Origin of the sequence: Shewanella pealeana ATCC 700345, assembly GCF_000018285.1 — a bacterium.
In the GTDB taxonomy this organism is placed as follows: Bacteria; Pseudomonadota; Gammaproteobacteria; order Enterobacterales; family Shewanellaceae; genus Shewanella; species Shewanella pealeana.
Window position 1 is genome coordinate 1,805,468 of record NC_009901.1, and the last position, 24,938, is coordinate 1,830,405.

At 43.4% G+C, this 24,938-nt stretch carries 24 protein-coding genes; 20 read left to right on the forward strand and 4 right to left on the reverse strand.

All coding sequences use genetic code 11. The features are described 5' to 3' along the window. Positions 1–119 precede the first annotated feature (119 nt). Positions 120–527, reverse strand: coding sequence for a phosphate-starvation-inducible protein PsiE (locus SPEA_RS07860; RefSeq protein ID WP_012154734.1), 408 nt, complete (start codon positions 525–527; stop codon positions 120–122). A gap of 583 nt (positions 528–1,110) precedes the next feature. Continuing rightward, on the reverse strand, positions 1,111–1,911 hold the full coding sequence (gene suhB / locus SPEA_RS07865) for an inositol-1-monophosphatase (protein WP_012154735.1): 801 nt from the start codon (positions 1,909–1,911) through the stop codon (positions 1,111–1,113). Between the two features lie 155 nt (positions 1,912–2,066). Between suhB and trmJ the strand changes: the two genes are divergently transcribed. The 14 genes from trmJ (at position 2,067) to SPEA_RS07935 (ending at position 16,324) form a co-directional block, all read left to right on the forward strand. Continuing rightward, positions 2,067–2,831, forward strand: coding sequence for a tRNA (cytosine(32)/uridine(32)-2'-O)-methyltransferase TrmJ (gene trmJ, locus SPEA_RS07870; RefSeq protein WP_012154736.1), 765 nt, complete (start codon positions 2,067–2,069; stop codon positions 2,829–2,831). A 27-nt stretch (positions 2,832–2,858) separates the two neighbouring features. After that, on the forward strand, positions 2,859–3,680 hold the full coding sequence (gene cysE / locus SPEA_RS07875) for a serine O-acetyltransferase (RefSeq protein ID WP_012154737.1): 822 nt from the start codon (positions 2,859–2,861) through the stop codon (positions 3,678–3,680). Between the two features lie 194 nt (positions 3,681–3,874). Beyond that, positions 3,875–4,336 (forward strand): Fe-S cluster assembly transcriptional regulator IscR, encoded by a 462-nt coding sequence (gene iscR / locus SPEA_RS07880; RefSeq protein WP_012154738.1) that lies wholly within the window; start codon positions 3,875–3,877, stop codon positions 4,334–4,336. An 83-nt stretch (positions 4,337–4,419) separates the two neighbouring features. Next, positions 4,420–5,634 (forward strand): IscS subfamily cysteine desulfurase, encoded by a 1,215-nt coding sequence (locus SPEA_RS07885; RefSeq protein ID WP_012154739.1) that lies wholly within the window; start codon positions 4,420–4,422, stop codon positions 5,632–5,634. Positions 5,635–5,674: 40 nt separating this feature from the next. Then, positions 5,675–6,058 (forward strand): Fe-S cluster assembly scaffold IscU, encoded by a 384-nt coding sequence (iscU, locus tag SPEA_RS07890; protein ID WP_012154740.1) that lies wholly within the window; start codon positions 5,675–5,677, stop codon positions 6,056–6,058. A 14-nt stretch (positions 6,059–6,072) separates the two neighbouring features. Further along, positions 6,073–6,396, forward strand: coding sequence for an iron-sulfur cluster assembly protein IscA (gene iscA / locus SPEA_RS07895; RefSeq protein WP_012154741.1), 324 nt, complete (start codon positions 6,073–6,075; stop codon positions 6,394–6,396). An 18-nt stretch (positions 6,397–6,414) separates the two neighbouring features. Then, the gene (gene hscB / locus SPEA_RS07900) at positions 6,415–6,939 is read left to right on the forward strand and encodes a co-chaperone HscB (protein ID WP_012154742.1); all 525 of its coding nucleotides are present in this window, start codon (positions 6,415–6,417) and stop codon (positions 6,937–6,939) included. Positions 6,940–7,008: 69 nt separating this feature from the next. Continuing rightward, positions 7,009–8,871 (forward strand): Fe-S protein assembly chaperone HscA, encoded by a 1,863-nt coding sequence (gene hscA / locus SPEA_RS07905; protein ID WP_012154743.1) that lies wholly within the window; start codon positions 7,009–7,011, stop codon positions 8,869–8,871. A gap of 8 nt (positions 8,872–8,879) precedes the next feature. Next, the gene (gene fdx / locus SPEA_RS07910; RefSeq protein WP_012154744.1) at positions 8,880–9,215 is read left to right on the forward strand and encodes an ISC system 2Fe-2S type ferredoxin; all 336 of its coding nucleotides are present in this window, start codon (positions 8,880–8,882) and stop codon (positions 9,213–9,215) included. A 112-nt stretch (positions 9,216–9,327) separates the two neighbouring features. Next, a protein-coding gene (locus tag SPEA_RS22710) for an IS3-like element ISSpe1 family transposase (protein ID WP_086024287.1) occupies positions 9,328–10,562 on the forward strand; the annotation gives its coding sequence in 2 pieces (ribosomal slippage) (positions 9,328–9,685 and positions 9,685–10,562; 1,236 coding nt in all). A 712-nt stretch (positions 10,563–11,274) separates the two neighbouring features. Further along, entirely contained in the window at positions 11,275–11,472 is a 198-nt protein-coding gene (gene iscX / locus SPEA_RS07925; protein WP_012154745.1) for a Fe-S cluster assembly protein IscX, read from the forward strand. Positions 11,473–11,653: 181 nt separating this feature from the next. Beyond that, the gene (locus SPEA_RS23245) at positions 11,654–11,818 is read left to right on the forward strand and encodes a hypothetical protein (RefSeq protein ID WP_012154746.1); all 165 of its coding nucleotides are present in this window, start codon (positions 11,654–11,656) and stop codon (positions 11,816–11,818) included. Positions 11,819–12,046: 228 nt separating this feature from the next. Continuing rightward, on the forward strand, positions 12,047–12,478 hold the full coding sequence (ndk, locus tag SPEA_RS07930) for a nucleoside-diphosphate kinase (RefSeq protein ID WP_012154747.1): 432 nt from the start codon (positions 12,047–12,049) through the stop codon (positions 12,476–12,478). A 1,161-nt stretch (positions 12,479–13,639) separates the two neighbouring features. Then, the gene (locus tag SPEA_RS07935) at positions 13,640–16,324 is read left to right on the forward strand and encodes a TonB-dependent receptor (protein WP_012154748.1); all 2,685 of its coding nucleotides are present in this window, start codon (positions 13,640–13,642) and stop codon (positions 16,322–16,324) included. Positions 16,325–16,447: 123 nt separating this feature from the next. Here the strand turns inward: SPEA_RS07935 and SPEA_RS07940 are convergent, their stop codons facing one another. Beyond that, positions 16,448–16,804, reverse strand: a complete 357-nt coding sequence (locus SPEA_RS07940) for a TraR/DksA C4-type zinc finger protein (RefSeq protein ID WP_012154749.1) — start codon at positions 16,802–16,804, stop codon at positions 16,448–16,450. A 118-nt stretch (positions 16,805–16,922) separates the two neighbouring features. After that, positions 16,923–17,867 carry a tRNA dihydrouridine(16) synthase DusC gene (gene dusC, locus SPEA_RS07945; RefSeq protein WP_041411343.1) on the reverse strand — a complete coding sequence of 315 codons (945 nt, stop codon included), beginning with the start codon at positions 17,865–17,867 and terminating at the stop codon, positions 16,923–16,925. Positions 17,868–18,250: 383 nt separating this feature from the next. On the opposite strand from dusC, the gene SPEA_RS07950 reads away from it, so the two are divergent. From SPEA_RS07950 to dnaX, 6 genes are all read left to right on the forward strand, one after another. Continuing rightward, positions 18,251–18,733 carry an HvfA family oxazolone/thioamide-modified RiPP metallophore gene (locus SPEA_RS07950; RefSeq protein ID WP_012154751.1) on the forward strand — a complete coding sequence of 161 codons (483 nt, stop codon included), beginning with the start codon at positions 18,251–18,253 and terminating at the stop codon, positions 18,731–18,733. A gap of 79 nt (positions 18,734–18,812) precedes the next feature. After that, positions 18,813–19,664, forward strand: a complete 852-nt coding sequence (locus tag SPEA_RS07955; RefSeq protein WP_012154752.1) for an HvfB family MNIO-type RiPP peptide maturase — start codon at positions 18,813–18,815, stop codon at positions 19,662–19,664. Continuing rightward, on the forward strand, positions 19,664–20,410 hold the full coding sequence (locus tag SPEA_RS07960) for an HvfC family RiPP maturation protein (protein ID WP_012154753.1): 747 nt from the start codon (positions 19,664–19,666) through the stop codon (positions 20,408–20,410). The genes SPEA_RS07955 and SPEA_RS07960 overlap by 1 nt, the downstream gene beginning before the upstream one ends. Before the next feature lie 286 nt (positions 20,411–20,696). Beyond that, entirely contained in the window at positions 20,697–21,065 is a 369-nt protein-coding gene (locus SPEA_RS07965) for a YbaN family protein (RefSeq protein ID WP_012154755.1), read from the forward strand. A gap of 257 nt (positions 21,066–21,322) precedes the next feature. Continuing rightward, positions 21,323–21,874 carry an adenine phosphoribosyltransferase gene (gene apt / locus SPEA_RS07970; protein ID WP_012154756.1) on the forward strand — a complete coding sequence of 184 codons (552 nt, stop codon included), beginning with the start codon at positions 21,323–21,325 and terminating at the stop codon, positions 21,872–21,874. 198 nt (positions 21,875–22,072) lie between these two features. Further along, complete coding sequence (dnaX, locus tag SPEA_RS07975) at positions 22,073–24,919, forward strand: DNA polymerase III subunit gamma/tau (protein ID WP_012154757.1); 2,847 nt, start codon at positions 22,073–22,075, stop codon at positions 24,917–24,919. Positions 24,920–24,938: the final 19 nt, after the last annotated feature.

Consider the following 24,938-nt stretch of genomic DNA (forward strand, 5'->3'; position numbering starts at 1 on the left):
ACAATAAAAGTTAAAATTACTCAGAGGAAGGATTAAAAAGACAATTTTGGTTATTTGAGTAGAAGTGGCGGAGCAGCAGGTAGTAAAAACGCCCGAAGTGAACACTTCGGGCGTAGTCGTTATAGATCGTCTTCTTTAGGGCGCGGATAAGGCAATTTCAGCTGCCCCCAACGGATCACTATCACCGTCGCGGCAAGTGTGAGAGTCGATAGCGATATCGCAATAATTCGCCAATCATCCATTGCCTTCATATCTAAGATTAAATATCGGGCCAGTGCGACGATGGCAATATAAAGTGGCATACGGATTGGCAGTTTGCCAGATTCAGCGTAATGCGACACCATTGCCAGTACTTCGAGGTAAATAAACAATAATAAGAGATCGGCTAGCGTAACAGCACCGACATCAAAAATGTGTTTAATCTCTTGGCCAATTGCTACAACAGTGGCAATTGCAATAATAATCAATACTAGATGTTCGATGGCTTTGATACTTGTAATGCCATATTTTCGATACATTTTATCCATGATGTTCCCTAATGCAGTCGTTTGATAAAGGGTACCAGTAAATTGAAGAATTGTGATGTTCGCTGTGTGACGTTATTCACAATTACGTTTGATAATTTCTCTTCAAGAAGCAAATATTCAATCATATAGAGGAATTTACACACGGCTAGCGATTGTTTTCAACCTTAATTAAGCATAGCAATAACTTGTAATACAGGGTGTTATTATATTTTTCACTGTAACAGCTTGAATAGAGGAGGGGGGCTCATACCAATCAGTATAAGAAGTTGAGCTACTCAGAGTGCTTTTTGGCAAACTAATTTAAGGTGAATGGACGACATAATGGTTGTTCCCTTATGAGTTCATTCAACGCAGAATTAGGCAGCCAAAAACACTCCTTACAGGCGAGTCTTAGCGGTTCTGATGCTGTGTTAACGAGCTTAAACGTAGAATAACTATGCTCTTCACTCGCTGCCTTGCCTCAGGACCGCTAAACTCTCGCTGAGCGATCAAATCTTTATACTGATTGGTATCATTAACAGACTCAGGATAACAGGCATAAAAAAACCGCCTATAAAGGCGGCTTTTGAATGTCTTAAGCAAATTAACGCTTAAGTGCTTCGCTCAATAATGGGCGGAATGACTTAACTAGTGCAGTTGTCGTCTTTGGAGTACCTGCAACTATGTTGCCTGAAACTAGGTAGTTGTGGTTACCTGTAAAGTCAGTAACGGTACCACCGGCTTCACGTACGATTAGGTCACCAGCAGCGATATCCCATGGCTTTAGACCGATTTCGAAGAAACCATCAACACGGCCAGCAGCAAGGTATGCTAGATCAAGTGCAGCTGAACCTGCACGGCGTACGTCAGCAGATTGAGTAAATGCAGTTGCGAACAACTTCATGTAAGTTTCAGTGTGCTGCTTAGCTTTGAATGGGAAACCTGTAGCTATGATTGTTTCGCTTAATTCTTTGTTCGCAACACGGATGCGGAAATCATTAAGCTTAGCGAATTTACCACGTACAGCAGAGAATAGTTCATCACGGATTGGGTCGTAAACAACAGCGACTTCAGTTTTGCCTTTGAATTGCATCGCAATTGAAACTGCAAAGTGAGGAATACCTCTAACGAAGTTATTAGTGCCATCCAGTGGGTCAACAATCCAAACGTAATCTTTATTTGTTCCTTTATTCTCGCCGCTTTCCTCACAAACGATTGTGTGGTCTGGGTAAGATTTACGGATCTGATACGTGATTGCAGCTTCAGCTTCCTTGTCTACGTTAGTGACGTAGTCGTTAACACCTTTTGAAGTAACTTCAACTCGGTCTAGTTCCGCATAGGCGCGCAGAATAGTTTGGCCGGCAGCGCGAGCAGCGCGCACAGCAATAGTATGCATTGGAAGCATTGCAAATCCCCTGGATGTAAAAGAACGGATATAAATTATCGGAGGCGGATTATACTCTATTTGACGGTTATATCAAATGCTGATTTTTGTATAAGCAAAATGAGTCGCCTGTGGTAACATCTTGTCACGTGTTTTCTCAAAAATTAAGTAGTTTCATGCTCAGCAATATTCGCGTCGTTCTTGTCGGTACTTCCCATCCAGGGAATATAGGTTCTACAGCCCGTGCTATGAAAACCATGGGGTTATCCACTTTATATTTGGCAGAGCCAAAGGTTGAGCCAGATGGCCACTCTATTGCGTTAGCCGCTGGTGCTTCAGATATTCTTAAACATGCTATTACCGTTAGCTCTGTAGAAGAAGCCATCGCCGATTGTAGCCTTGTTATCGCAACCAGTGCTCGTAGTCGCACTTTGGACTGGCCAATGCTTGAGCCACGTGAAGCGGGTGAGAAGCTAGTGGGTTCTGCGCTTAATGGCCCTGTGGCGATTGTATTTGGTCGTGAGAATAACGGTTTGACTAATGAAGAGCTACAGCGCTGTGATTACCACGTCGCTATTCCGGCAAACCCTGAATATACTTCTTTGAATCTGGCCCAAGCGGTACAGATTATCTGTTATGAGGCGCGAGTGGCACATCTTGCTCAAGTGCAAAACTCTGCAGAAGCTGTGATCGAAACAGAAAGTGAAGAGGCTCAAGAAGACTTTCCATCATCAAAAGAGCGTGAGAATTTCTTCGAGCATCTAGAGAATACGCTTTTTTCGACAAACTTTATCGTCAAAAACCATCCTGGCCAGATAATGACTAAGTTACGTCGCCTATTTAGCCGTACCCGAATTGAACGCCAAGAGATGAATATCTTGCGCGGTATATTGACCTCGATTGATAAAGTCGTCGCTAAAAGTGAGACTAAAGATAAGTAAACAGCGTTAAGCAAAGGAAGTAGCTAAATGGGTGTTATCGCAAGACTGAAAGACGACATAGCCTCTATTTACCATAGAGATCCAGCCGCAAATGGAACCATTGAAATTCTATTCAATTATCCAGGAATGCAGGCGATTTGGATACACAGAGTAAGTAATAAACTCTGGGTGAGAAATTGGCGACTTTCGGCACGATGTTTATCGACGTTTTCTCGTTGGTTAACTGGGGTTGAAATCCATCCAGGTGCAACCATAGGCGATCGCTTCTTTATCGACCATGGCATGGGCGTTGTGATCGGTGAAACCGCAGAGATCGGTAACGATTGCACCCTTTACCATGGTGTCACCCTAGGTGGTACGACTTGGCAGTCGGGTAAACGTCATCCCACATTAGGTAATAATGTGGTGATTGGTGCAGGGGCAAAGATCTTAGGTCCAATCACTATGAATGATGGTGCCCGGGTGGGTTCTAACTCAGTGGTAGTTAAAGATGTCCCTGTCGACACCACTGTAGTGGGTATTCCTGGCCGCGTGGTGGCTACGCCATCAGCACAATCAAAAGAAACGTCTCAGCGCCGCACCGAAATGGCCAAGAAATATGGTTTCGATGCCTATGCGGTATCGCCAGACAATCCAGACCCGGTTGCCAATGCCATTGGCCAGATGCTAGATCATATGCATCTAATGGACTCAAAAGTGCAAGAGGTCTGTCAGGCTGTACAAACTTTGGGCGGAAGTGTCTGTACTGAGAAGCTGCCAGAGCTTGATGTTGAAGACTTTAGTGATGCAGAAAATGCGGCAGCGCAGAAACGTCAGAAGTCTTTAGATGAGTTTGATCCCATTATCTAGAATAATGTGCGTTTAAAATCTTAAATGCCATTGAATCTTGCCTAATAAACAGGTTAAATACCCCAGCAAAATGACAGGGTATTTAACCTGTCATGATCCTTTTAATACTTGACCGAATTGCTAGGCTTTATACTTGACTAAAATAGTCGGGTATGTTGAAATTAGCTTATGCTTTTTTGGGAGACGTAGTAGCCATGAAACTTACATCGAAAGGTCGGTACGCAGTAACTGCAATGTTAGACGTTGCCATGCATTCAACCAATGGTCCTGTACCATTGGCCGATATTTCCGAGCGCCAAGGGATCTCTCTATCTTACCTCGAACAACTTTTCGCAAAACTCAGAAAAAACGGCTTGGTCTCAAGCGTACGTGGCCCAGGTGGTGGATATCGCCTTGGGACAGATGCTTGCGATATTTCCGTTGGGATGGTTGTACGTGCGGTTGATGAGTCTGTTGATGCAACACGCTGCCAAGGTCAAGGTAACTGCCAGAGTGGAACACGATGTTTAACCCATTCTCTCTGGGGAGATTTAAGTAGTCAGATTTCTGATTTCTTAAATGGCATATCATTAGCAGGATTGATGCATAAAAGAGATGTGCAGTTTATCTCCGTTAAACAGGATAAATTGCAGCAGGAACAAAGGCTAAGTATTTAATAGCTTTTGTTATGAATATAAAAATTATTTTTTGTACGTTGTTAAGTGGCCTCCATTAGAGGCTACAAAGTACGGAGTGTGTGATGAAGCTACCTATCTATCTAGATTATGCTGCGACGACGCCGGTTGACCCTCGTGTCGCAGAGAAAATGATGCAATGCCTGACTATGGACGGCATTTTCGGCAATCCAGCGTCTCGTTCTCACCGTTACGGTTGGCAAGCTGAAGAAGCTGTCGATATCGCTCGTAACCAAGTTGCAGAGCTGATTAATGCCGACCCGCGTGAAATCGTGTTTACTTCAGGTGCGACAGAGTCTGACAACCTTGCAATTAAAGGTGTTGCTCACTTCTACCATAAGAAGGGTAAGCACATCATCACTAGCAAGACTGAACATAAGGCCGTATTAGATACTTGTCGCCAACTTGAGCGTGAAGGTTATGAAGTGACTTATCTTCAGCCTGAGCCAAGTGGTTTGATCCCTGTATCTATGATTGAAGCCGCTATGCGTGAAGACACAATTTTAGTGAGCATCATGCAAGTGAACAACGAGATTGGTGTTATTCAAGATATCGATGCTATCGGCGAGCTTTGTCGTTCACGTAAAATCATATTCCACGTCGATGCGGCGCAAAGCGCGGGTAAATTACCTATCGATGTGCAAACGACAAAAGTTGATCTAATGTCTATCTCTGGGCACAAGATGTATGGCCCTAAAGGTATCGGTGCGCTTTATGTCAGCCGTAAGCCGCGTATTCGCCTAGAAGCAGCAATGCATGGTGGCGGACATGAACGCGGTATGCGTAGTGGTACTCTTGCGACTCACCAAATTGTGGGTATGGGCGAAGCTGCTGCTATTGCTAAAGCTGATATGGAAGTTGATAACGAACGTATTCGTCGTTTACGCGATAAGTTATGGAACGGCATCAATCACATCGAAGAAACCTATATTAATGGTGACGTGGAAAAAAGAGCCTGCGGTAGCTTAAACGTGAGCTTTAACTTCGTTGAAGGTGAATCATTGATGATGGCACTGAAAGACCTAGCGGTTTCATCGGGCTCAGCATGTACTTCAGCAAGTCTTGAACCAAGTTATGTTCTACGTGCACTTGGTCTAAATGACGAAATGGCTCATAGCTCAATTCGATTCTCAATCGGTCGCTTTACGACAGATGAAGAGATCGACCATGCAATAGAAACGATTAAAGAATCTATTGGTAATTTAAGGGAGATGTCTCCGCTTTGGGAAATGTTCAAAGACGGTATCGATCTGGACTCTGTCCAGTGGGCACATCACTAACCTTAACTTAATTCACGAATAGATAAATTGGAGTAGTATCATGGCTTATAGCGAAAAAGTAATCGATCATTATGAAAATCCGCGTAACGTCGGTTCGTTTGATAAAAACGACCCGTCAGTTGTGACTGGCATGGTTGGTGCACCAGCTTGTGGTGACGTAATGAAGCTACAATTGCGCATCGACGATAACGGTATTATCGAAGACGCTAAGTTCAAGACATACGGTTGTGGTAGCGCAATCGCTTCTAGCTCGCTGGTAACTGAGTGGGTAAAAGGCAAGACAGTTGCTGAAGCGCTAGCAATTAAAAACACTGATATTGCAGAAGAGCTAGCATTGCCACCAGTTAAAATCCATTGTTCGATTTTGGCTGAAGATGCGATCAAAGCCGCTCTAGATGAGTACAAAACAAAGCAATCTAAGTAATACCTGGAGTTAAGATGGCAATTAGTATCACTCCCGCCGCGGCAGACCGAGTTAGAAGTTTTTTAGCTAGCCGTGGCAAAGGTCTGGGATTACGTCTAGGGCTTAAGACATCAGGTTGTTCTGGTATGGCTTACGTACTGGAGTTTGTTGATGATCTTAATGACGACGATGAGCTTTATGATGTCGATGGTGTAAAAATCATCATTGATGCCAAAAGCTTTATCTATCTTCAAGGGATTGAGTTGGACTTTGTAAAAGAAGGTCTAAACGAAGGTTTCCAATTTAATAACCCTAATGCGAAAGGTGAATGTGGCTGCGGTGAGAGTTTTACCGTATAAGCCATTAAAAGTTAAACTATGAATTATTTCGAGCTGTTTAGTTTACTTCCTTCCTATGATGTCGACACCGCCTTACTTGCAGATCGCTACCGCGAACTGCAAAGGGCGGTTCATCCTGACAAATTTGCTAACGCAAGTGAGCAAGATAAACGTCTTTCTGTGCAGCGTACCGCACAAATCAATGATGCTTTTCAAACACTCAAAAATCCCATTCAAAGAGCCGAGCATTTGCTTGCGTTGAAAGGGCTAGAGTTAAGCCACGAATCTACCACATTGAAAGATACTCAATTTTTAATGCAGCAGATGGATTGGCGAGAGTCACTTGAAGAGATCAAGCATAGCGATGATCCCGACTCTGAGATTGCCGAGCTCTACGATTCCTTCGAGCAATACGCTAAGCACATTACTGCAGAGTTAAAGCTTTTGCTGGTGAGTGAGCTTGAAGCAGACCATTTGCAGGCGGCAGATCAAATTCGTAAACTTAAGTTTATGGCAAAATTACAAGATGAGTTGACCAGAGTGGAAGACGCACTCTTAGATTAGTCAACGGTCTTAATTTTTAATACTGTTGGCTCAAGACATTGAGCCAACATTTTTTTAAGTTGGATATATATGGCACTTTTGCAGATAGCAGAGCCTGGACAGAGCGCTGCTCCCCACCAACATCGTCTCGCAGTCGGGATTGATTTAGGCACCACTAACTCTCTTGTTGCTGCGGTACGTAGCGGCGTGGCGAATACTTTACCCGATGAAGATTCACAGCATTCATTGCCTTCTGTCGTCCGATATACCCAAGACAGTGTTTTAGTTGGCCGTGAAGCGGAAGCATTCTCTGCTCAAGACCCACAAAATACCATAGTGTCGATTAAGCGCTTTATGGGTCGTAGTCTCGAAGATATTCAGTCGGGCGATCAGACTCTGCCGTACATTTTCGAAGCCAGTGAAAACGGTTTACCCATTTTTGTTACTCCAAGCGGCAAAGTTAATCCGGTTCAGATTTCATCAGAGATCTTAAAGCCGCTGGTGGCACGAGCTGAGTTGACGTTAGGTGGCACGCTAGAAGGTGTGGTGATCACCGTTCCTGCTTATTTTGATGATGCACAACGTCAAGGCACTAAAGATGCAGCATCCTTAACAGGCGTTAAAGTGTTACGCCTGTTAAACGAGCCGACTGCAGCGGCAATTGCTTATGGCTTAGACTCAGGCCAAGAAGGCGTGATTGCAGTCTACGACTTAGGCGGCGGCACATTTGATATTTCAATTTTACGTTTGAACAAAGGCGTGTTTGAGGTGTTAGCTACCGGCGGTGATTCAGCCTTAGGTGGAGATGACTTCGACCATATGCTGCAAGCATATTTCGCCGAGCAATGGCAGGTTAGCTCTGCTAGCGCCAGTATGAACCGTAAAATGCAAATTGAAGCGAGACGCGTAAAAGAAGCATTAACAGAGTCTGCTGAGACGACGGCTTCAGTGGTTGATGATGCTGGTACAAAACTGACGTTAACGGTTACGCGTGAGCTGTTTGATAGCTTAATAGCTAAGTTAGTTAAAAAGACTATCAGTAGCTGTCGCCGCGCATTGCGTGATGCTGGCGTGAGTAACGACGAAGTGCTGGAAACCGTGATGGTCGGCGGCTCGACACGTGTGCCTTTAGTACGCCAAGAAGTTGAAAGCTTCATGGGGAAGACCCCGCTAACGTCTATTGACCCTGATCGCGTAGTTGCCATTGGCGCCGCCATTCAAGCCGATATTTTAGTCGGTAATAAGCCAGAGTCTGACTTGTTATTGCTCGATGTGATCCCGCTGTCATTGGGTATTGAGACCATGGGCGGACTAGTTGAGAAAGTTGTCTCCCGCAATACCACTATCCCAGTAGCCAGAGCGCAAGAGTTTACCACCTTCAAAGATGGGCAAACTGCGATGGCATTCCATGTGGTTCAAGGTGAGCGTGAGTTAGTGGCAGATTGTCGCTCACTTGCTAGGTTTACCTTAAAGGGAATTCCACCGCTTGCGGCTGGTGCGGCGCATATTCGAGTGACCTTCCAAGTGGATGCTGATGGCTTGTTAAGTGTAACAGCCATGGAGAAGTCGACGGGTGTTCAGGCAAGTATTCAGGTTAAGCCATCATTTGGTTTAAGCGATGAAGAAATTGGTAGCATGCTAAAAGACTCAATGGCAAATGCCAAAGAGGATATTACTCGCCGTATGCTGGCCGAGAAACAAGTTGAAGCCGCTCGCGTGCTTGAGTCATTAAACGCAGCGTTAAGTAAAGATAGTGACTTGCTGTCTGTTGATGAGCGAGGCGTTATTGAAGCCAATATGGCATCGCTTGCACAGATTGCTAGCGAAGACGATGCCGATGCTATCGAAGCGGCTATAGAAGTATTAGATACAGCGACGCAGGACTTTGCTGCTAAGCGTATGGATAATTCAATTCGACTCGCTCTAAAAGGGCAGTCGGTTGACAATATATAGGTAAGGTTATGCCACAAATTGTATTTTTACCCCATGAAGAATTATGCCCAGACGGAGCTGTTGTAGAGGCAAACGAAGGCGAAACTGTTTTAGACGTTGCACTGCGTAACGGTATACATATCGAGCACGCATGTGAAAAATCATGTGCTTGCACTACTTGTCACGTCGTGATCCGTGAAGGCTTTGACGAGCTAGAAGAAAGTGATGAGCTTGAAGATGATATGCTTGATAAAGCTTGGGGCTTAGAGCCTGAAAGCCGTCTTTCTTGTCAAGCAAAAGTGCCAGCTTCAGATATTGTCGTTGATATCCCTAAATACACGATTAATATGGTGAGCGAAGGCTAAAAGCTTCTCTCTGCGTGAAACGTTTTGTTGTAAAAGCCAGTAGCTAAGTCTACTGGCTTTTTTGTTTGCGATGTCTTGTCCTGAAATGTGTTTACACATTTAGGACTTTATAATGACTACACCAATACCAGCCCGCGTTAAGCGAACACAGCGAGATTATTCGTTAGGCTTTAAATTACAAGTTGTAGCTGCCGTAGAAAAAGGCGATATGACTTATAAACAAGCTCAAACAACCTATGGCATCCAAGGTCGCTCCACGGTACTTACTTGGCTTAGAAAGCACGGTAAGATGGACTGGACTCAACCAGTGAGAATGACTATGCCAAAAACAACTAAAGCTAAAGAAACCCCAGCTCAAAAGATTAAGCGCCTTGAAAAAGAGCTGGAAGATGAGCACTTACGTAATCTATTACTCAATGAAGCCGTTGATATTATTGATGCAGAATATGGAGCTGGCCTTAGAAAAAAGTACTTAGCCAGGGAGCGAGAAGTCTTCAAAAACAGAAAGTAACGAGCTTAAATCGCGCTTGTAAGCTTCTGGGTATAACAAGACAAGCTATCTATCAAAGAGAACGAAGAGCGAATTGTAGAGCAATGGAGTTAGCCCCTGTAAGAGCGATGATACTAGATATCCGTCGGTTTATGCCTCGGATTGGTGGCAAGAAACTCTACTTTTTACTTAAACCTAAGTTCATCGAGAAAGGGATTAAACTTGGGCGCGATAACTTCTTTAGTTACTTGAAAAGTGAAGGCTTGTTAGTCAAACCTAAGCGTAATTATACCAAGACGACTAACAGTAAACATTGGATGAAGAAACATCCAAATTTACTGAAAGAGTTAGTGCCAACAGCACCTGAAGAGGTGTTTGTTAGTGATATAACATATGTGCAATCAGAGCAAGGCATACATTATCTATCATTGGTAACTGACGCGTTCAGTCGTAAAATAATGGGATATGAATTAAGTAATGAAATGAAAGCTACAGACGTAGTCAAAGCGTTAGAAATGACGATAAGTAATCGGCAGTATCAACATCGAGCAGTGCATCACTCAGACAGAGGGTTACAGTATTGCTCTGCCGTTTATCAGTTAGCGTTGCAAAGAAGTGACATCCGCGCATCAATGACCGATGGATATGACTGCTACCAAAACGCACTAGCAGAACGTATAAATGGGATATTAAAGCAAGAGTTTCTATTATCTCCTTGCTGCAACCTTAATGAGTTAAAGCAACTCGTTGAGGAGTCAATTTTTATATACAATGAGCTGAGACCGCACTTAAGCTTGGGTATGAAAACACCTAATCAAGTGCATAAAAAAGACCAGCAGCAGAAGCTACTGGTCTAGTAAAAACCGTCAACCTATTTCAGGACGGGACACGACCCTAAACTCTCAAACATTGGATTCGGTAGAGTGGGATAATCATTAATTATTCTTTTGCTGGATTAGATAAATTTTTAGGTAAGCAGTGATTTATAACTACGCTAACTTCTTATACCAATCAGTATAAATATTTGGTCGCTCAGCGAGAGTTTATCGGCTCTGAGACAAGGTCATAAAATGATCCTCGGTAACAGCTTCTGCGTTACCCTCGATAATCGCTCCTGGATTATTCTACCTTCGACCATCCTTGGTCTCGTGCCTCCTATATCTATATAGTCGTCCATTAATGACATTCAGTACATCAGACCTCCAAGGGGGGAGGAAATGGCTTATGTATGTCGGGATCATACAAGACCATGTGGTTTGCAACGAGTGAAGAGCATAGTTGTTCTAGGGTTAAGCTCTCTTTTGTTCCTTAAGAGTCACAGCGTCAGAGTCGGTAAAACTCACCATTCTAGAGCTTTTTGGCTGCCTAATTCTGCATTGAACAACCTCACAAGGGAGCAACTATTCTTTCAGCTATTCGCCTTGAATTAGTTTGCTAAAAACGCTCTGAGTAGACCAACCTCTTATACTGATTGGTATTATTCAATTGAGTGTTAACCAGTCATAGGTATTTCACCAACGAGTCGCTATCGATGTTTTATACTCAATTAAAGCGGAAAGGAGAGCTAATATGAAACTTAAGTGGATTGATTCACTAGAAATTGCGCTGCAATTAATAGATAAGTATCCAGATATCGAGCCTGAAAAAATACGTTTCACCGATCTTAGTGAGTGGGTATTAGAACTAGAGTGTTTTGATGACGACCCAAATCATTGTAATGAAAGGGTGCTTGAGGCGATTCAAGCAAACTGGATTGCTGAAAAATAAGTCTAACTATCTCGATGTGGTTAAAGTGTGAACTCTGTCTTATCTTGCTGGCTTAGTGAACATAAAACCGCCTTGTTTTGATCCGTATCAAGAGGCTCTAGACTGATTAACCTTAGTTTAGAGTCAAGTTTTATGGACTCTAAGCTCAAACACTCATTACAACAAATAAAGGGAAGTACCTATGCGTAAGTTACTATTAGCGATCTTGTTTTTACCCATGACAGTTATGGCGCATGAAGGCCATGGAGGCATTGGTTTATTCCATCACTTTGTCGATGTAGCGCCAGCAATTGCCTTGCTAGCAGTGATAGCCGCAGGCTTTATTTGGGTAAAAAAGCGTAAGTAGCATGCTTTGATGTGATTGGCCTCTATTGCTATTCAATTGTTTAGCTAATGCTGTTTTATCTAATTAAATCGGTTGTGATTGGCGGGAAGTGTGACTTGGTCGAGGTTTTCTTGTTTGGCTACCGGACTTATCTCAACTAGTTTGCGGCTTAAGGGTAGGCAATGGGGCTTTAATTTCGTATAATCCGCGCGAAAATTAAAACCCGTTTATATAAGAAGGAAGCTTTTCATGGCTATCGAACGTACTTTTTCTATCATTAAGCCTGATGCAGTTGCAAAAAACCACATTGGCGCTATCTACAACCGTTTTGAAACGGCTGGCCTGAAAATCATCGCTTCTAAAATGATTCACCTAAGCAAAGAACAAGCTGAAGGTTTCTACGCTGAGCACAGCGAGCGTCCATTCTTTGGTGCACTAGTTGCATTCATGACGTCTGGTCCAATCATGGTGCAAACTCTTGAAGGCGAAAACGCCGTTCTAGCTCACCGTGAAATCTTAGGTGCAACTAACCCTGCTGAAGCGGCTGAAGGTACTATCCGTGCTGATTTCGCAGAAAGCATCGATGAGAACGCTGCTCATGGTTCTGATTCTGTAGCATCTGCAGAGCGTGAAGTTGCTTACTTCTTCAGCGCTGAAGAGCTATGCCCACGCACTCGTTAATTCGAACGCGTAAAAAAGGAGCCGAATGGCTCCTTTTTTTTGCTTTAAATTCTGCAAACTCTCCTTAATCCAATCGTTATCATTAACACTTAATTGTCCTTATCACTAGCCGCTCACTCGTTGTAAGCTGCATGGTCTTGTATGTTCCAGAGAGGCATAAGATATTTTCTTCACTAACCTGTGGATATATGGCGAATCAAATGCTTAAGACTATGGCGGTCTGATAGTACGAATGTCATAAATGCATGAGTATATGGCTTCAGGAGGTACGACACTAAGGGGGGCAAGGAGAGAATAATACAGAAGCTATTAGCGAGTGCAACACAGGAACAGTTACTGAGGACGCTAGAACCTATGAGCAATTAATGGCCTTGCCTCATAAGCATGAAACACTCGCTGAGCGTTCAGATCTTAAATTAAGCTAGGCCAAGCTGCTATTTGGTTAACAGGCCGCTCTCAATCTAGTGTCACGTTACTTTACTAACGCACTATAGATGAATCCTCCCAGTCGCATTGTTTAATCAATCGCGTTATTAGAGTTGTTGTCACTTAGTAAGTACTAATAAATATCTTCATTAAACACCTTTGTTTTAGTATTAAACGTCTAATTGAGTTTACCTTTAAGATTAATTGTTTGTATGAGGTGGAGGCGTAGATGTTAATCGTTTTATACTCTTAAATACAAACCAACGATACATCTTGTTACTTGGTGTTAATATTGTGTGAACACCACTATTTAGGTCGTTAATCCCTTCTTAATCCTCCGGATAATAAGCTCGGCCTGCTTGGTTGCTAGCTTTTAAATTAACTTTGTCGTTGTCTTGTGTATTCGGAAAGCTTAATTACATACCGATTTCTATTTACGTATTTAATAAGGTGTTAACAATGTTTCACTCGGGTGATACATTATTTGTTTTAAGTTTGTTAACTGTTGCTGCGCCTGTAGCTTGCTGTTTTTAAAGGGTGTTTCTGTTTGTTGACTTATTGGGTATCGCCGGACTTGTATCAAATAATCTCTTTTACGTTATTTTTATGTGATGACTGTTGACTTAAAAGTTAAATTTAAACAGTATTTATTACGAAGTGTTTAACTTCCTTTTAAAAATAATAACTAAATACAACTGTTCCGACGTTATAATATTGGAATATGAGGGGAAAAATATGAGCTCAGTAACCTTAACCGCAAAAGCAGTACGTCGTAGCTTTATAGCCGCTGCAGCGACAAGTGTTGCTTTATCTGGATTTGCATTTGCAGAAGAAGCTGCAGATGAAAAAGTAGAACGTATCGAAGTAACCGGTTCGCGTATTAAGCAAGTCGATATGGAAACTGTTTCTCCTGTTACAGTTATCAGTGCTGCTGATATCGCTATGACAGGTGAGAAAACAGTTGCAGATGTTTTAAACAACTCTGCAGTAAATAGCTTTGGTTCTTGGCGTGGCATGTCTGGCTACGGCTCAGGCGGTAGCGCAACAAGTAGTGTTAACCTGCGTGGTCTAGGTTCTTCTGCAACACTTGTTTTGCTAGACGGCCGTCGTATGCCGGGTACTAGCTCAAGTTCTGGAGCGGTAGCCGATACATCTCAGATCCCAATGGCGATTGTTGAACGTATTGAAATTCTACGTGATGGTGCATCGGCTGTTTATGGTTCTGATGCTGTTGCTGGTGTAATTAACATTATCACTAAGAAAGATTTCGATGGTGTTCAATTAGATTTTAGTACTGAGCAGCCAAGTATTGAAGGCGGTGATGCTAACCGTTTCTCATTAGCGACGGGTTTTAACACCGACAAAGGTAACATCACTTTTACTTATGAGTATTATGATACTAAGAACGTGATGGACCGTGATGTTTGGGACATGAATGACCCAACTTACAGCGATTATAGCTCTTTCAGCTCAGTACCTAACGGTTATTACAACACTGGCGAGAAGAATGATGATGGTAAAGACATCTATGCATTCTATTCAAACTCAGATATGTGTGAGCAGACTGAAAACGTATCTAACGGTACCGATGGTGAGAATAACGGTCGTTGTTACTACAGCTATGGTGAAGTGACTAAGTTATTTGGTGATGTGACTCGTAACTCATTTATGACTAATTTTAGTTACGAAGTTGCAGAAGATATTCAGTTCCGTGGTCGTGGTTCTGCATCATTTACTGAAACCCATACCCGTTATGCTGGTACGCCTGTATCGACAAACTACCCTGTGATGGACGCAGAAAACCAGTATAACCCTACTGGTGAAGATATGACTATCTACATGCGCTCAGTACAGATTGGTGAGCGTGACACACTGACTGAAACAAATAACTTCGATATCTTAGGCGGACTCGTTGGATTCAGTGATGTTGCTAATGGTGTTGATTGGGAAGTAAACCTACAGCATTCAGCTTCTACCACTAATTCATTTAACTATAATCTTATCAATGACAATATCATCCAGAGTGAAATTGACACAGGTGAGTACGACATCTTTAACACTCAAGGCTTAGCTTATGATGAGTGGGAACAGCAGATGGGAGCGCTATATGGCGCCGCTGCTCACACAGGTGTTTACCAGGGTAAATTTGAAAGTACACAAATTGACGCACTTGCTTCAACATTAATTTTCGAAAATGATGCAGTATCACTAGCTATGGTTGGTGGTGTTGAATATGAAATGATTAGCTTTGAGCAAACCAGTGATCCAGAGTCTGCTGCGGGTATAATCTCAGGTGGTTCAGGTGGTGATGATGTTGATGCAACACGTGACCGTACAGCAGGTTATGTAGAATTCCAGATGGGGCTGCCTGCCAATGTTGAGCTTTCAGCAGCTGTTCGTTATGAACGTTATGAGCAAGAAGGTAACCTAACTGGTGCAACTGGTGAAGTGACTGAGTCATCTACATTTGATGCAGTAGTTCCTAAGTTTGGTTTGAGCTGGCGCCCAGTAGATTCACTATTACTACGTGCGAGCTACGGTGATTCATTCCGCGCACCAAACATGGGCGAGATGTTCTCTTCACAGTCACTAAGTTTCGAAAGCGGCTATGATCCAGTTTGGTGTGGTGCCAACGGCGACGATGCTGACGCAGATTACTGTTCACCAACCAACCAATATAAAACTTGGTACGGTGGTAACCCAGATCTAGAAGCTGAAGAAGGTAACTCGTTAACACTTGGTGGTGTGTGGAACGTAACTGATGAGTGGAACATTGAGCTTTCTTACTATTCAATCGTTTATGATAATAAGATTGAATCAGTCGGTATTGATGATCTTTTATATGATGAGCAGATCAATGGTGGTTCAGATAAGATTCATCGTGGAGCAGACGGTAAGATTGAGTACATTGAAGCGGGTGTAGAAAACATCGCCTCAGTTGAAACATCAGGTCTAGATTTTGTGACAGCCTATAACCTAGAGACAGGTTTTGGTGACTTCAACTTCAAGCTAGATGTGTCACATGTAATGGCATTCGATAAGCAAGCCGATGCAACATCAGAAATGGTTGAGTATGCAGGTACTCAGGATTACCCAGATTGGCGTGGTAACTTCGCTGCTAGTTGGTACTTAAACGACTTCAGCGCTGCTTGGACAACTGTTTATATCGGTAGTCAGTCAGGTCAAGATCTTCGTGATGAAGGCTATGACTACATCGTTGACATACCTAGTTACATGAAGCACAACTTCCAGGTGGGTTACACCCATGATTGGAACGGCAGCATCACAGTTGGTGTGAACAATATCTTTGATGAAGAAGCGCCAAGCATGTATGACTTCGCGGGTTACCGTGACACAAATACGGGTTTATATGATGTCTTAGGACGCACTTATTACCTAAGATTGAACCAGAAGTTCTAATCTTTTTGTAAATCAATAGATGAGTTAGCTAGATAGTAAAAAACCTCCGTCATGCGGAGGTTTTTTTATGGCTAAGTCAGCAACATTGGCTGCTGGCGAGCAACTAATGGCTAGCTATGGCTATTAATGATTGAGTCTTAATTCTTGACGATGTTGACGGCGATATTGGCCACTGCAACTTGCACAGCGTTGCTCGAGCGGATCTTCGGCTAAGCGCTCTGCTTCTATTTCGTTTTCACAATCACTGCACACGCCGTATAAACCAATTTCAAGTTGACAGCGCGCCGCATCTAGGCTCATCAACTGAATAAATAATGGATGCTCGCATAGGTGAACATCAGTCATGACTTGAATGAGCTCACAAAGAGAATAATTTTGCTGGTCCATTAGCTTGGCTTGCATTTCGGGGAGTGCACCAATCTTCGCTCTTAGTTCCGACTCTATAGCGGATAAGGTTTGTTTGATTTGGTTAGTACTCACTAGATTGCCTGCAATTATTGACTTTACGGCTTGTTAGTCTAAACCTGCAGGCGTGATGCGTTATGACTAAGATCAATTCAGCGCTATATTTTGCCGATATAGCGCAATAAAATGCTAGTTATTTGGCTAAATTGTCTTGTGCACGTTGTAGCACGTCGATAATCTCTTCCGCCGTTTTAAACACTCTTAGCTCTCTAAATAGTTCATCAGCTTCGCTATATTGACGATTCAGATAACCGAACCACTGTTTGATCCGAGCCGGGTAATAAGTACTCTTTCTTCCCTCTAATTCGCGATTAGTATATTCAAGCATGAGATTGAGTGATTGTTCCCAAGTGTAAGTGTCATCGCCTTTAATGTGCGCGGCAAGGTTTGGCAGTGAAATGGCTCCGCGCCCGACCATGATATTGTCACACCCAGTTACGCTCATACAGCGCTCGGCATCATCTCGATTCCAGATCTCGCCATTGGCAATGACGGGGATGGGTAACTTGGCATTGATGTCGGTGATATATTCCCAATAAGCAGGAGGCTTATAGCCATCGACCTTGCTGCGAGCATGGACTGCAAGTTCACTTGCGCCTGCTTCATAAATGGCAAGGGCGTTCTCCATATATAACGACTTATCGTTAAAGCCTAGACGTATCTTTGCCGTAACAGGCTGCTCGCTTGGCACTGCATCACGCATCGCTTTAACAACGTTATAGAGTTGCTCAGGGTATTGCAGCATGACGGCGCCGCCATTGCTACGATTAACCATCTTTGCGGGGCAGCCAAAATTCACATCCACACCATTTGAGCCCAGTTCAATTGCCCTTACAGCGTTTTCTGCCATCCAGTCAGGATTTTGGCCCAGTAGCTGCACTCGAACAGGCGTGCCCGACAATGTTTGACCACCGGTCTGCAGCTCAGGGCAAAGGCGATGGAACACTTTTTCAGGCAGCAGTTGATCCACCACACGAACAAACTCGGTGACCATGAGATCATAAGGGTTGATGGCAGAGAGGATCTCTCGCATTAAATCATCTACAACGCCTTCCATAGGCGCCAAAATTATTCGCACTGAACAGTCCAACATATCGGTATTTTAAAGGCGCTGCATTCTACCTCATCCTAAACAGCCGGCCAAATAGACTTAATCATTTTATCTACAGCCCATCAATGACAACTTTATTGTGACGGTAAATGTTAATGGATTTATGCGTAATTGATTAATGTGAGTGAACGACAATCGATGGCATTTCAGGAAGAAGTGCGTGTAAACATTCAAATATGCTCAGTTTGTATAAAGATGATTATTTGACCTATCAGTTTTATTGGGTCATAAATGTGATGAATGTAAGATTTGTGAAATTTATTTGTTTCTGAGCGGGTCTAATTTAGCAAGCCAACAAAATGCTTTGTTGGTAACCGATACTGTATTGATTATGTAAGAGGGAAGATATTATGAAATTAGTAAATAAAACTGCAATCACTGTCGCTGTAGGTGCTGTTGTAATGGGAAGTGCTTTAGCGACCAGTGTACAAGCAAATCCATTTGGCTACAGTGAGATGCAAGCCGGTTACCAGCTAGTCGAAGGCGAAGGTAAGTGTGGTGAAGGTAAATGCGGTGCCGATAAGAAAAAGGCTAAAGAAGGCAAGTGCGGCGAAGGTAAATGTGGCGCCGACAAGATGAAGGCTAAAGAAGGTAAGTGCGGCGAAGGTAAATGTGGCGCCGACAAGATGAAGGCCAAAGAAGGTAAGTGTGGGGAAGGTAAATGTGGCGCCGACAAAATGAAAGCCAAAGAAGGTAAATGCGGTGAAGGTAAATGTGGTGCCGACAAGATGAAGGCCAAAGAGGGTAAATGCGGCGAAGGTAAATGTGGTGGCGACAAGAAAGCCAAAAAAGAGGGTAAGTGCGGCGAAGGTAAGTGTGGCGGCGCTAAATAAGTTGTCTTGGTAGTTATGCGGGGTCAGCATGTGCTGGCCCTGCTTGTTTAACTGATTGAAATGTAAATGGGTGCGCAGTATGACACATAGCAGTAAGGTGAATAACGGGCAGGTTGGCTTAGGCCTTAGACGAGAAATGCTGGATGAAATGTGCCAGTCCGTACCCAGTGCCATCGATTTTTTTGAAATAGCTCCAGAGAACTGGATGACGTTAGGCGGTAAATTTGGCCGTCAGTTTAGAGAACTAACTGAAAAACATGAGTTCTATTGTCACGGTCTATCTTTGTCGATCGGCAGTCCTGCGTCACTGGATATTCAGTTTGTTAGAAGCGTCAAAGATTTTTTAGATCTGCACCAGATAGAGATCTATTCAGAACATCTGAGTTACTGTTCCGGCAGCGGGCATATGTATGACTTAATGCCAATACCATTTACCTCTGAAGCCGTTATGCACGTAGCTCAACGCGTAAAGCAAGTCGAGGACATTATTGAGCGTCCTTTAGTACTTGAGAATGTGTCGTTTTATGCCGCTCCTGGGGCCGAAATGTCTGAAGCAGAATTTGTTACGGCAGTCATGCAAGAGGCTAATTGTAAAATGCTTTTAGATGTTAATAACATTTATGTTAATTCGATTAATCATCAATATGATGCAGTTGAATTTTTAAAAGCGATGCCAACCGACAAAATCGCGTACTTACATATCGCGGGGCACTATGAAGAAGCTGAGGATTTAATCGTCGATACCCATGGCGCAGATATAGTCGATCCCGTTTGGAAGTTACTCGAGGCTTGTCACCAGTACCACGGTGTGTTTCCAACCTTGCTCGAACGTGATTTTAATATCCCACAAACCAGCGAGTTATTACTCGAAATCAACCAGATCCATGACTATCAAAATCGACATTTAGACAGTTTGAAAAGGAGTGCCTAATGAGCTTTGTTAAGGTACAGCAGAATTTTATGGACTGTATTAAAGATCCTTCTCTCCAGCCTCCTGAGGGGATAGAAGCGCGGCGAATGAAAATTTATCGTGAGCTATTTTTCAATAATATCGATGGTTTTATTTCAAATGCTTTTCCTGTGTTAAAGAGCTTGTACAAAGAGCATGATTGGTTAGATTTAGTGCAAAAGTTTTTTATCACACATGACTGCCATAGCCCCATTTTCTTAGAGATCTCTCAAGAGTTTCTGTTATTTCTGCAAACGGAGTATGAAGCCACAGAAATCGATCCGCCCTTTATGCTTGAATTAGCACATTATGAATGGCTGGAGTTAGTAGTAGCCGTTGCCCAAGACAATGCGAAGCACCGACTCATTACCTCTAGCGACATTGAGAATAAAACCCTATGTATTGCAGCAACCGCTAAAATTGCTCAGTATGCTTATGATGTTCAACATATTAGCCCTAAATACCAACCTCAGCAGCCGGCAGAACAAGCCCAATTCTTTTGCATTTACCGCGATGAGAACGATGACGTCAGCTTTTTACATTTAAACCCGTTAACAGCTCAGGTGCTTGCTTACCTGTCGCTCCACGAGAGTTTGGATTATAAGGCGCTGCTAGAGTGGTTAGTTCGAACCTTTAGCCACATCGACTCGGATGTTTTAACGCAAGGCTGCTTACAGCTGCTAACAGACCTGAGTCATAAGGGAATTATTAAGGGGTTTATTACTTAAATAGGCTTTCTATTCATAAGACTGATCTCTATAATGAACGCAAAAATTGATCTAGATCAATAAATGCAGTTAGCAATAATAAGAGAGGAAGTCATGAGTCAGCCGTTTAAAGACCCATTTAACATTGTTTATTTTATTGGTTTTATTCTTGTAATGCTTATCCCTACACTGCCCGCAAGCCTTTCTTGGTTAAAGATAGTGGGATTAATTTAATCCGCCTTTAAGCCAAGCTCGGGTATACTAGCCACTCAATACAGAGTGGCTTTTTGTTTTTTAGGATTGATTGATGGCGTTAAAGCGTGGCTTTTTTCTTATTATCGGACTTTGCAGTCTAGTCTTAGGCTTGTTAGGAATATTGCTACCTATATTGCCAACTGTGCCGTTTATTTTATTGGCCGCATATTGTTTTGCTCGCTCTAGTGATAGGCTTTACCAGTGGTTGATGAGTCACCCTTGGTTTGCCGATGCACTGAAAAATTGGCAGTCGCAGGGTGCTATTCGCAGAAGTTTAAAGAAGAAGGCCTATATAGTAAGTAGCCTGAGTTTTTTAACCAGTATTGTGATTGTTCCGCTAATTTGGGTAAAAGTGATGCTGGCATGTCTTGGAACAGGCTTAATTATTTATCTGAGAAGCATTCCTGAAATTGACGGTTAACTTCCCACTGTATTGATTCATCATATTGAAAATTAAGCCCTATTGTGGCTTTTCTTCAAAAGCCTCCCCACATAAAAACAATTGAAACACAAAATAGCTTAGATTGAGACTACACTTCTGGCGTTACTAGGTTGCAACTCAGTATAAAGCGGCTTAAGCTTGATGCCGATTTTTACACTTCGATGACATCTATACCGGCATAATCAAATTTTGGGGCTGGGGATGTCAGCAAACTAAAGTAGATTAAGTAAAGAATTATGGTAATGAATACTGACAGCTTGGCACTAATAAAGAACAGCATTAAAACCATCCCTAATTATCCTAAAGAAGGGATCCTGTTTAGAGATGTGACTAGCTTATTAGAAGATCCACAAGCCTATAAACTCACCATTGGCCTTTTAGTTGAGCACTATAAAGACCAAGGGTTTACTAAGGTTGTCGGTACTGAAGCGCGCGGCTTTTTGTTTGGCGCACCTTTAGCCCTTGAGCTAGGCATAGGCTTTGTACCTGTTCGTAAGCCTGGTAAATTACCAAGAGAAACGATTTCAGAAAGCTATGAGCTTGAATATGGTCATGATGTATTAGAGATCCATGTTGATGCGATCAATGCTGACGACAAAGTACTGGTAATCGATGACTTACTTGCAACTGGCGGTACAATCGAAGCGACTGTTAAGCTTATCCGTAAATTAGGCGGAAGCGTAAACGATGCCGCTTTTGTTATTTCATTACCTGACTTAGGTGGTGAAGAGCGTCTAAAAGCGATGGATCTTAAGCTAATCAGTCTTTGTGAGTTTGAAGGCGAATAAGTCTATAGGCTGCTGCGATAAACAGTAGCAATAAGGAGTTGGCAAAACTGTCGATTCTTTATCTTAAAAGGTGAATTAATCACCGCCAAATCGCTCCTAAGACGCTTGAGATAGCATGTAAAACCGTTGCATGCTATTGTTCAACGATGTCGAGGAGCGTGCTCCCGAAACCATATTCATGACACGTTGGGGAGTTCCATGTCATATCAGGTGTTGGCCAGAAAATGGCGCCCTGCCACTTTTGAGCAAATGGTTGGTCAATCTCATGTTTTACATGCATTAACCAATGCGCTTACTCAGCAAAGATTGCACCATGCTTATCTGTTTTCCGGTACTCGCGGTGTGGGTAAAACCAGTCTTGCACGTCTTTTTGCTAAGGGTTTAAACTGCGAACAAGGTGTCACAGCCACGCCATGTGGCCAATGTTCAGCGTGCGTTGAAATTGCCGAAGGCCGTTTTGTCGACTTGATTGAAGTAGATGCCGCCTCAAGAACTAAAGTCGATGACACCCGAGAACTGCTCGATAACGTGCAGTATAGACCGAGCCGTGGTCGCTATAAGGTGTACCTAATCGATGAAGTGCACATGCTTTCTCGCAGCAGTTTTAATGCCTTGCTTAAGACGCTTGAAGAACCCCCTGAGCACGTAAAATTCTTACTGGCGACAACCGATCCACAGCGCTTGCCTGTGACGGTTCTCTCTCGTTGTTTACAGTTTAATCTTAAGAGTCTGACTCAAGATGAGATTGGCGCGCAGCTAAACCATATTTTAACGGCAGAGCAACTGACTTTTGAAGAGTCAGCTTTAACCTTGCTTGCTAAAGCGGCGAACGGCAGTATGCGTGATGCCTTGAGCTTGACCGATCAAGCCATTGCATTCGGTGCCGGACAAGTCAAACTTGAGCAAGTGCAAACCATGCTCGGTAGCATCGATGAAAAGCATGTTATTGCACTGCTTGAAGCACTCGCTAAAGCCGATGTGATGGACTTGATGCGAGTGACGGCCAAAGTGCTGTCATTTGGCGCAGAACCAGAAGAGGTACTGCGCAGCTTACTTGAGTTGTTGCACCAAATTACCTTAACTCAATTTGCACCAGCAGCCGCGCAAATGTCACTGTATAGCGAGCAGATAAAAGCGTTTGCACAGCAGCTATCAGCAGAGCAGGTACAGCTTTACTATCAGTTGCTACTGACAGGGCGTAAAGACTTACCCCATGCGCCTGATCCAAAGTCAGGACTCGAAATGGCACTGCTTCGAGCGGTGACCTTCGTACCAGAAAAGCCTGTGACGCGCTGGGCAGTGGAGTCGAAAGCTGAGGTGAGTATACCGAAAGCCGATAAGACTCAAGCTTTAGCCGCTCAAGCTGCTGTAGCTGTTGCGCCAGTTAATCCAGTATCAACAAGTCACGCTCAAGCGGCGGTAGACTCAGCTCCTGCTGCTTTAAACCCAGTAGTCTCAACTTCGGCGAACGCTTCAGCTCATGTGACGGAGCCGAACAGCGAGCAATTAGCCCAAGATAGTGCGGCGTTAGAAGAGCCTGATGCAAGCCTTAACAGCGAGATGGCCATGATAATGAGCCAGGCTCAGAGTCAGGGCTTTAATCAAGCTGAAATGACGACAGTGGTTGATACAGAGGTAGCTACCGCAGATGTTCCTGAAGTAGCTGATAATGTTGAAAAGGCGAGTGAGACTTCAACACTAAAAGAGCCTTCAGCGCAATTAGAGTCTTCACTTCAGGTTGAGCCTTCAGCTCAATCAGCTCAATCAGAGCATTCACATCAAGCAAAGTCTGAGCCTCAAAGTCTTACTGAGACTGAGACTACTCCAGCTCCTGAATTTAAGTCTGAGTCTGAGAATTTTACAGCCAGAGAACAAGATAGCACTTCCAGCGATAACGCGAGCTATGCAGATTACAGCGATGATGATTTAGCATCATATGCCGATTATGCCGGAGCCTTCGATGGCTCTAGCCATGATTACAGTTTCGATAATGGTAACGATCTCAGTTATCAGGTCAATCAAGACCCATCTGCGCTATCTCAAGGTGATGAAGCCGTTGAGCAGACTCAATCAGCGACTTTGCCTGTTAGCTCAACGACCGATGCAAGTTCTGTTTCGAGTGATGACATTTTGGACGCAGTGCTAGCAGCCAGAGCCAGTTTACTCGATGGACTAGGAGAGGATGATCCTAAGGAGGAATCCTCAAAAAAGTCTTTAGAGGTTCGTAAACCTTTTTCACCTCCGGCGCGAAAGCAGCCTGATGTAAAGAGTAGCGATATCTCTTCGCCTGATAGCCTTGAATCTAGAGAAGATCAAATTCAGGATCTAGCTGAGGACAATGAGTCTGAAATTATCGACAGGCCGCCTTGGGAAGAGCCCCACGAGCAGGATCCTTGTGCGCGATTTGATGACCCGAATGCTGAGACCCAGGTCAGTGAGGCTAAAACCACACATGAAGAAGTAAAGCATGCCGAATTTAATTCTGAGCAAGATGAGGCGAGGGCTGAGCAAACAGCAGTTGATTCATCTCCTGTTCAGGATGCTGAGCTAAACTTACCAGTATTACCCAGTGGTGAATTGACAGGAAATGAAGTGGACCTTAAATGGTATCGCTTTATGTCAGAGCTTGAAGTTGGCGGCCGAGTGCGTCAGTTGGCGGTGAACTCAGTCTGCCATCAGTTTGCGCAACCCTTGTCACTCTTGCTTAAACCCGATCAGAAGCATTTAGCTGCGGATGTGGCTATTAAGCAGTTAGAAGAGGCTATGAGTGACTCTCTAGGTGAGCAATGCAGTGTGAGTGTGACAGTTGGCGCCGATCACGATAGAGAAACGCCACTTGAAGTCAGGCGACGCTTCAACAAAGAGATCTTAGTGCAGGCACATCACGATCTTATGACCGATGATAATGTGCGCTGGCTAACCCAGAATATGGGGGCTCAGATGACGGACGATTCGTTAACTTATGCACCAGAGCTATTAGTACAGAAAGGAAAACAGATTGAGTTGATCGATATTGCGAACTTTAAGCGGTTAACTGAGTCATAATTTTTACAATTGAATTTCA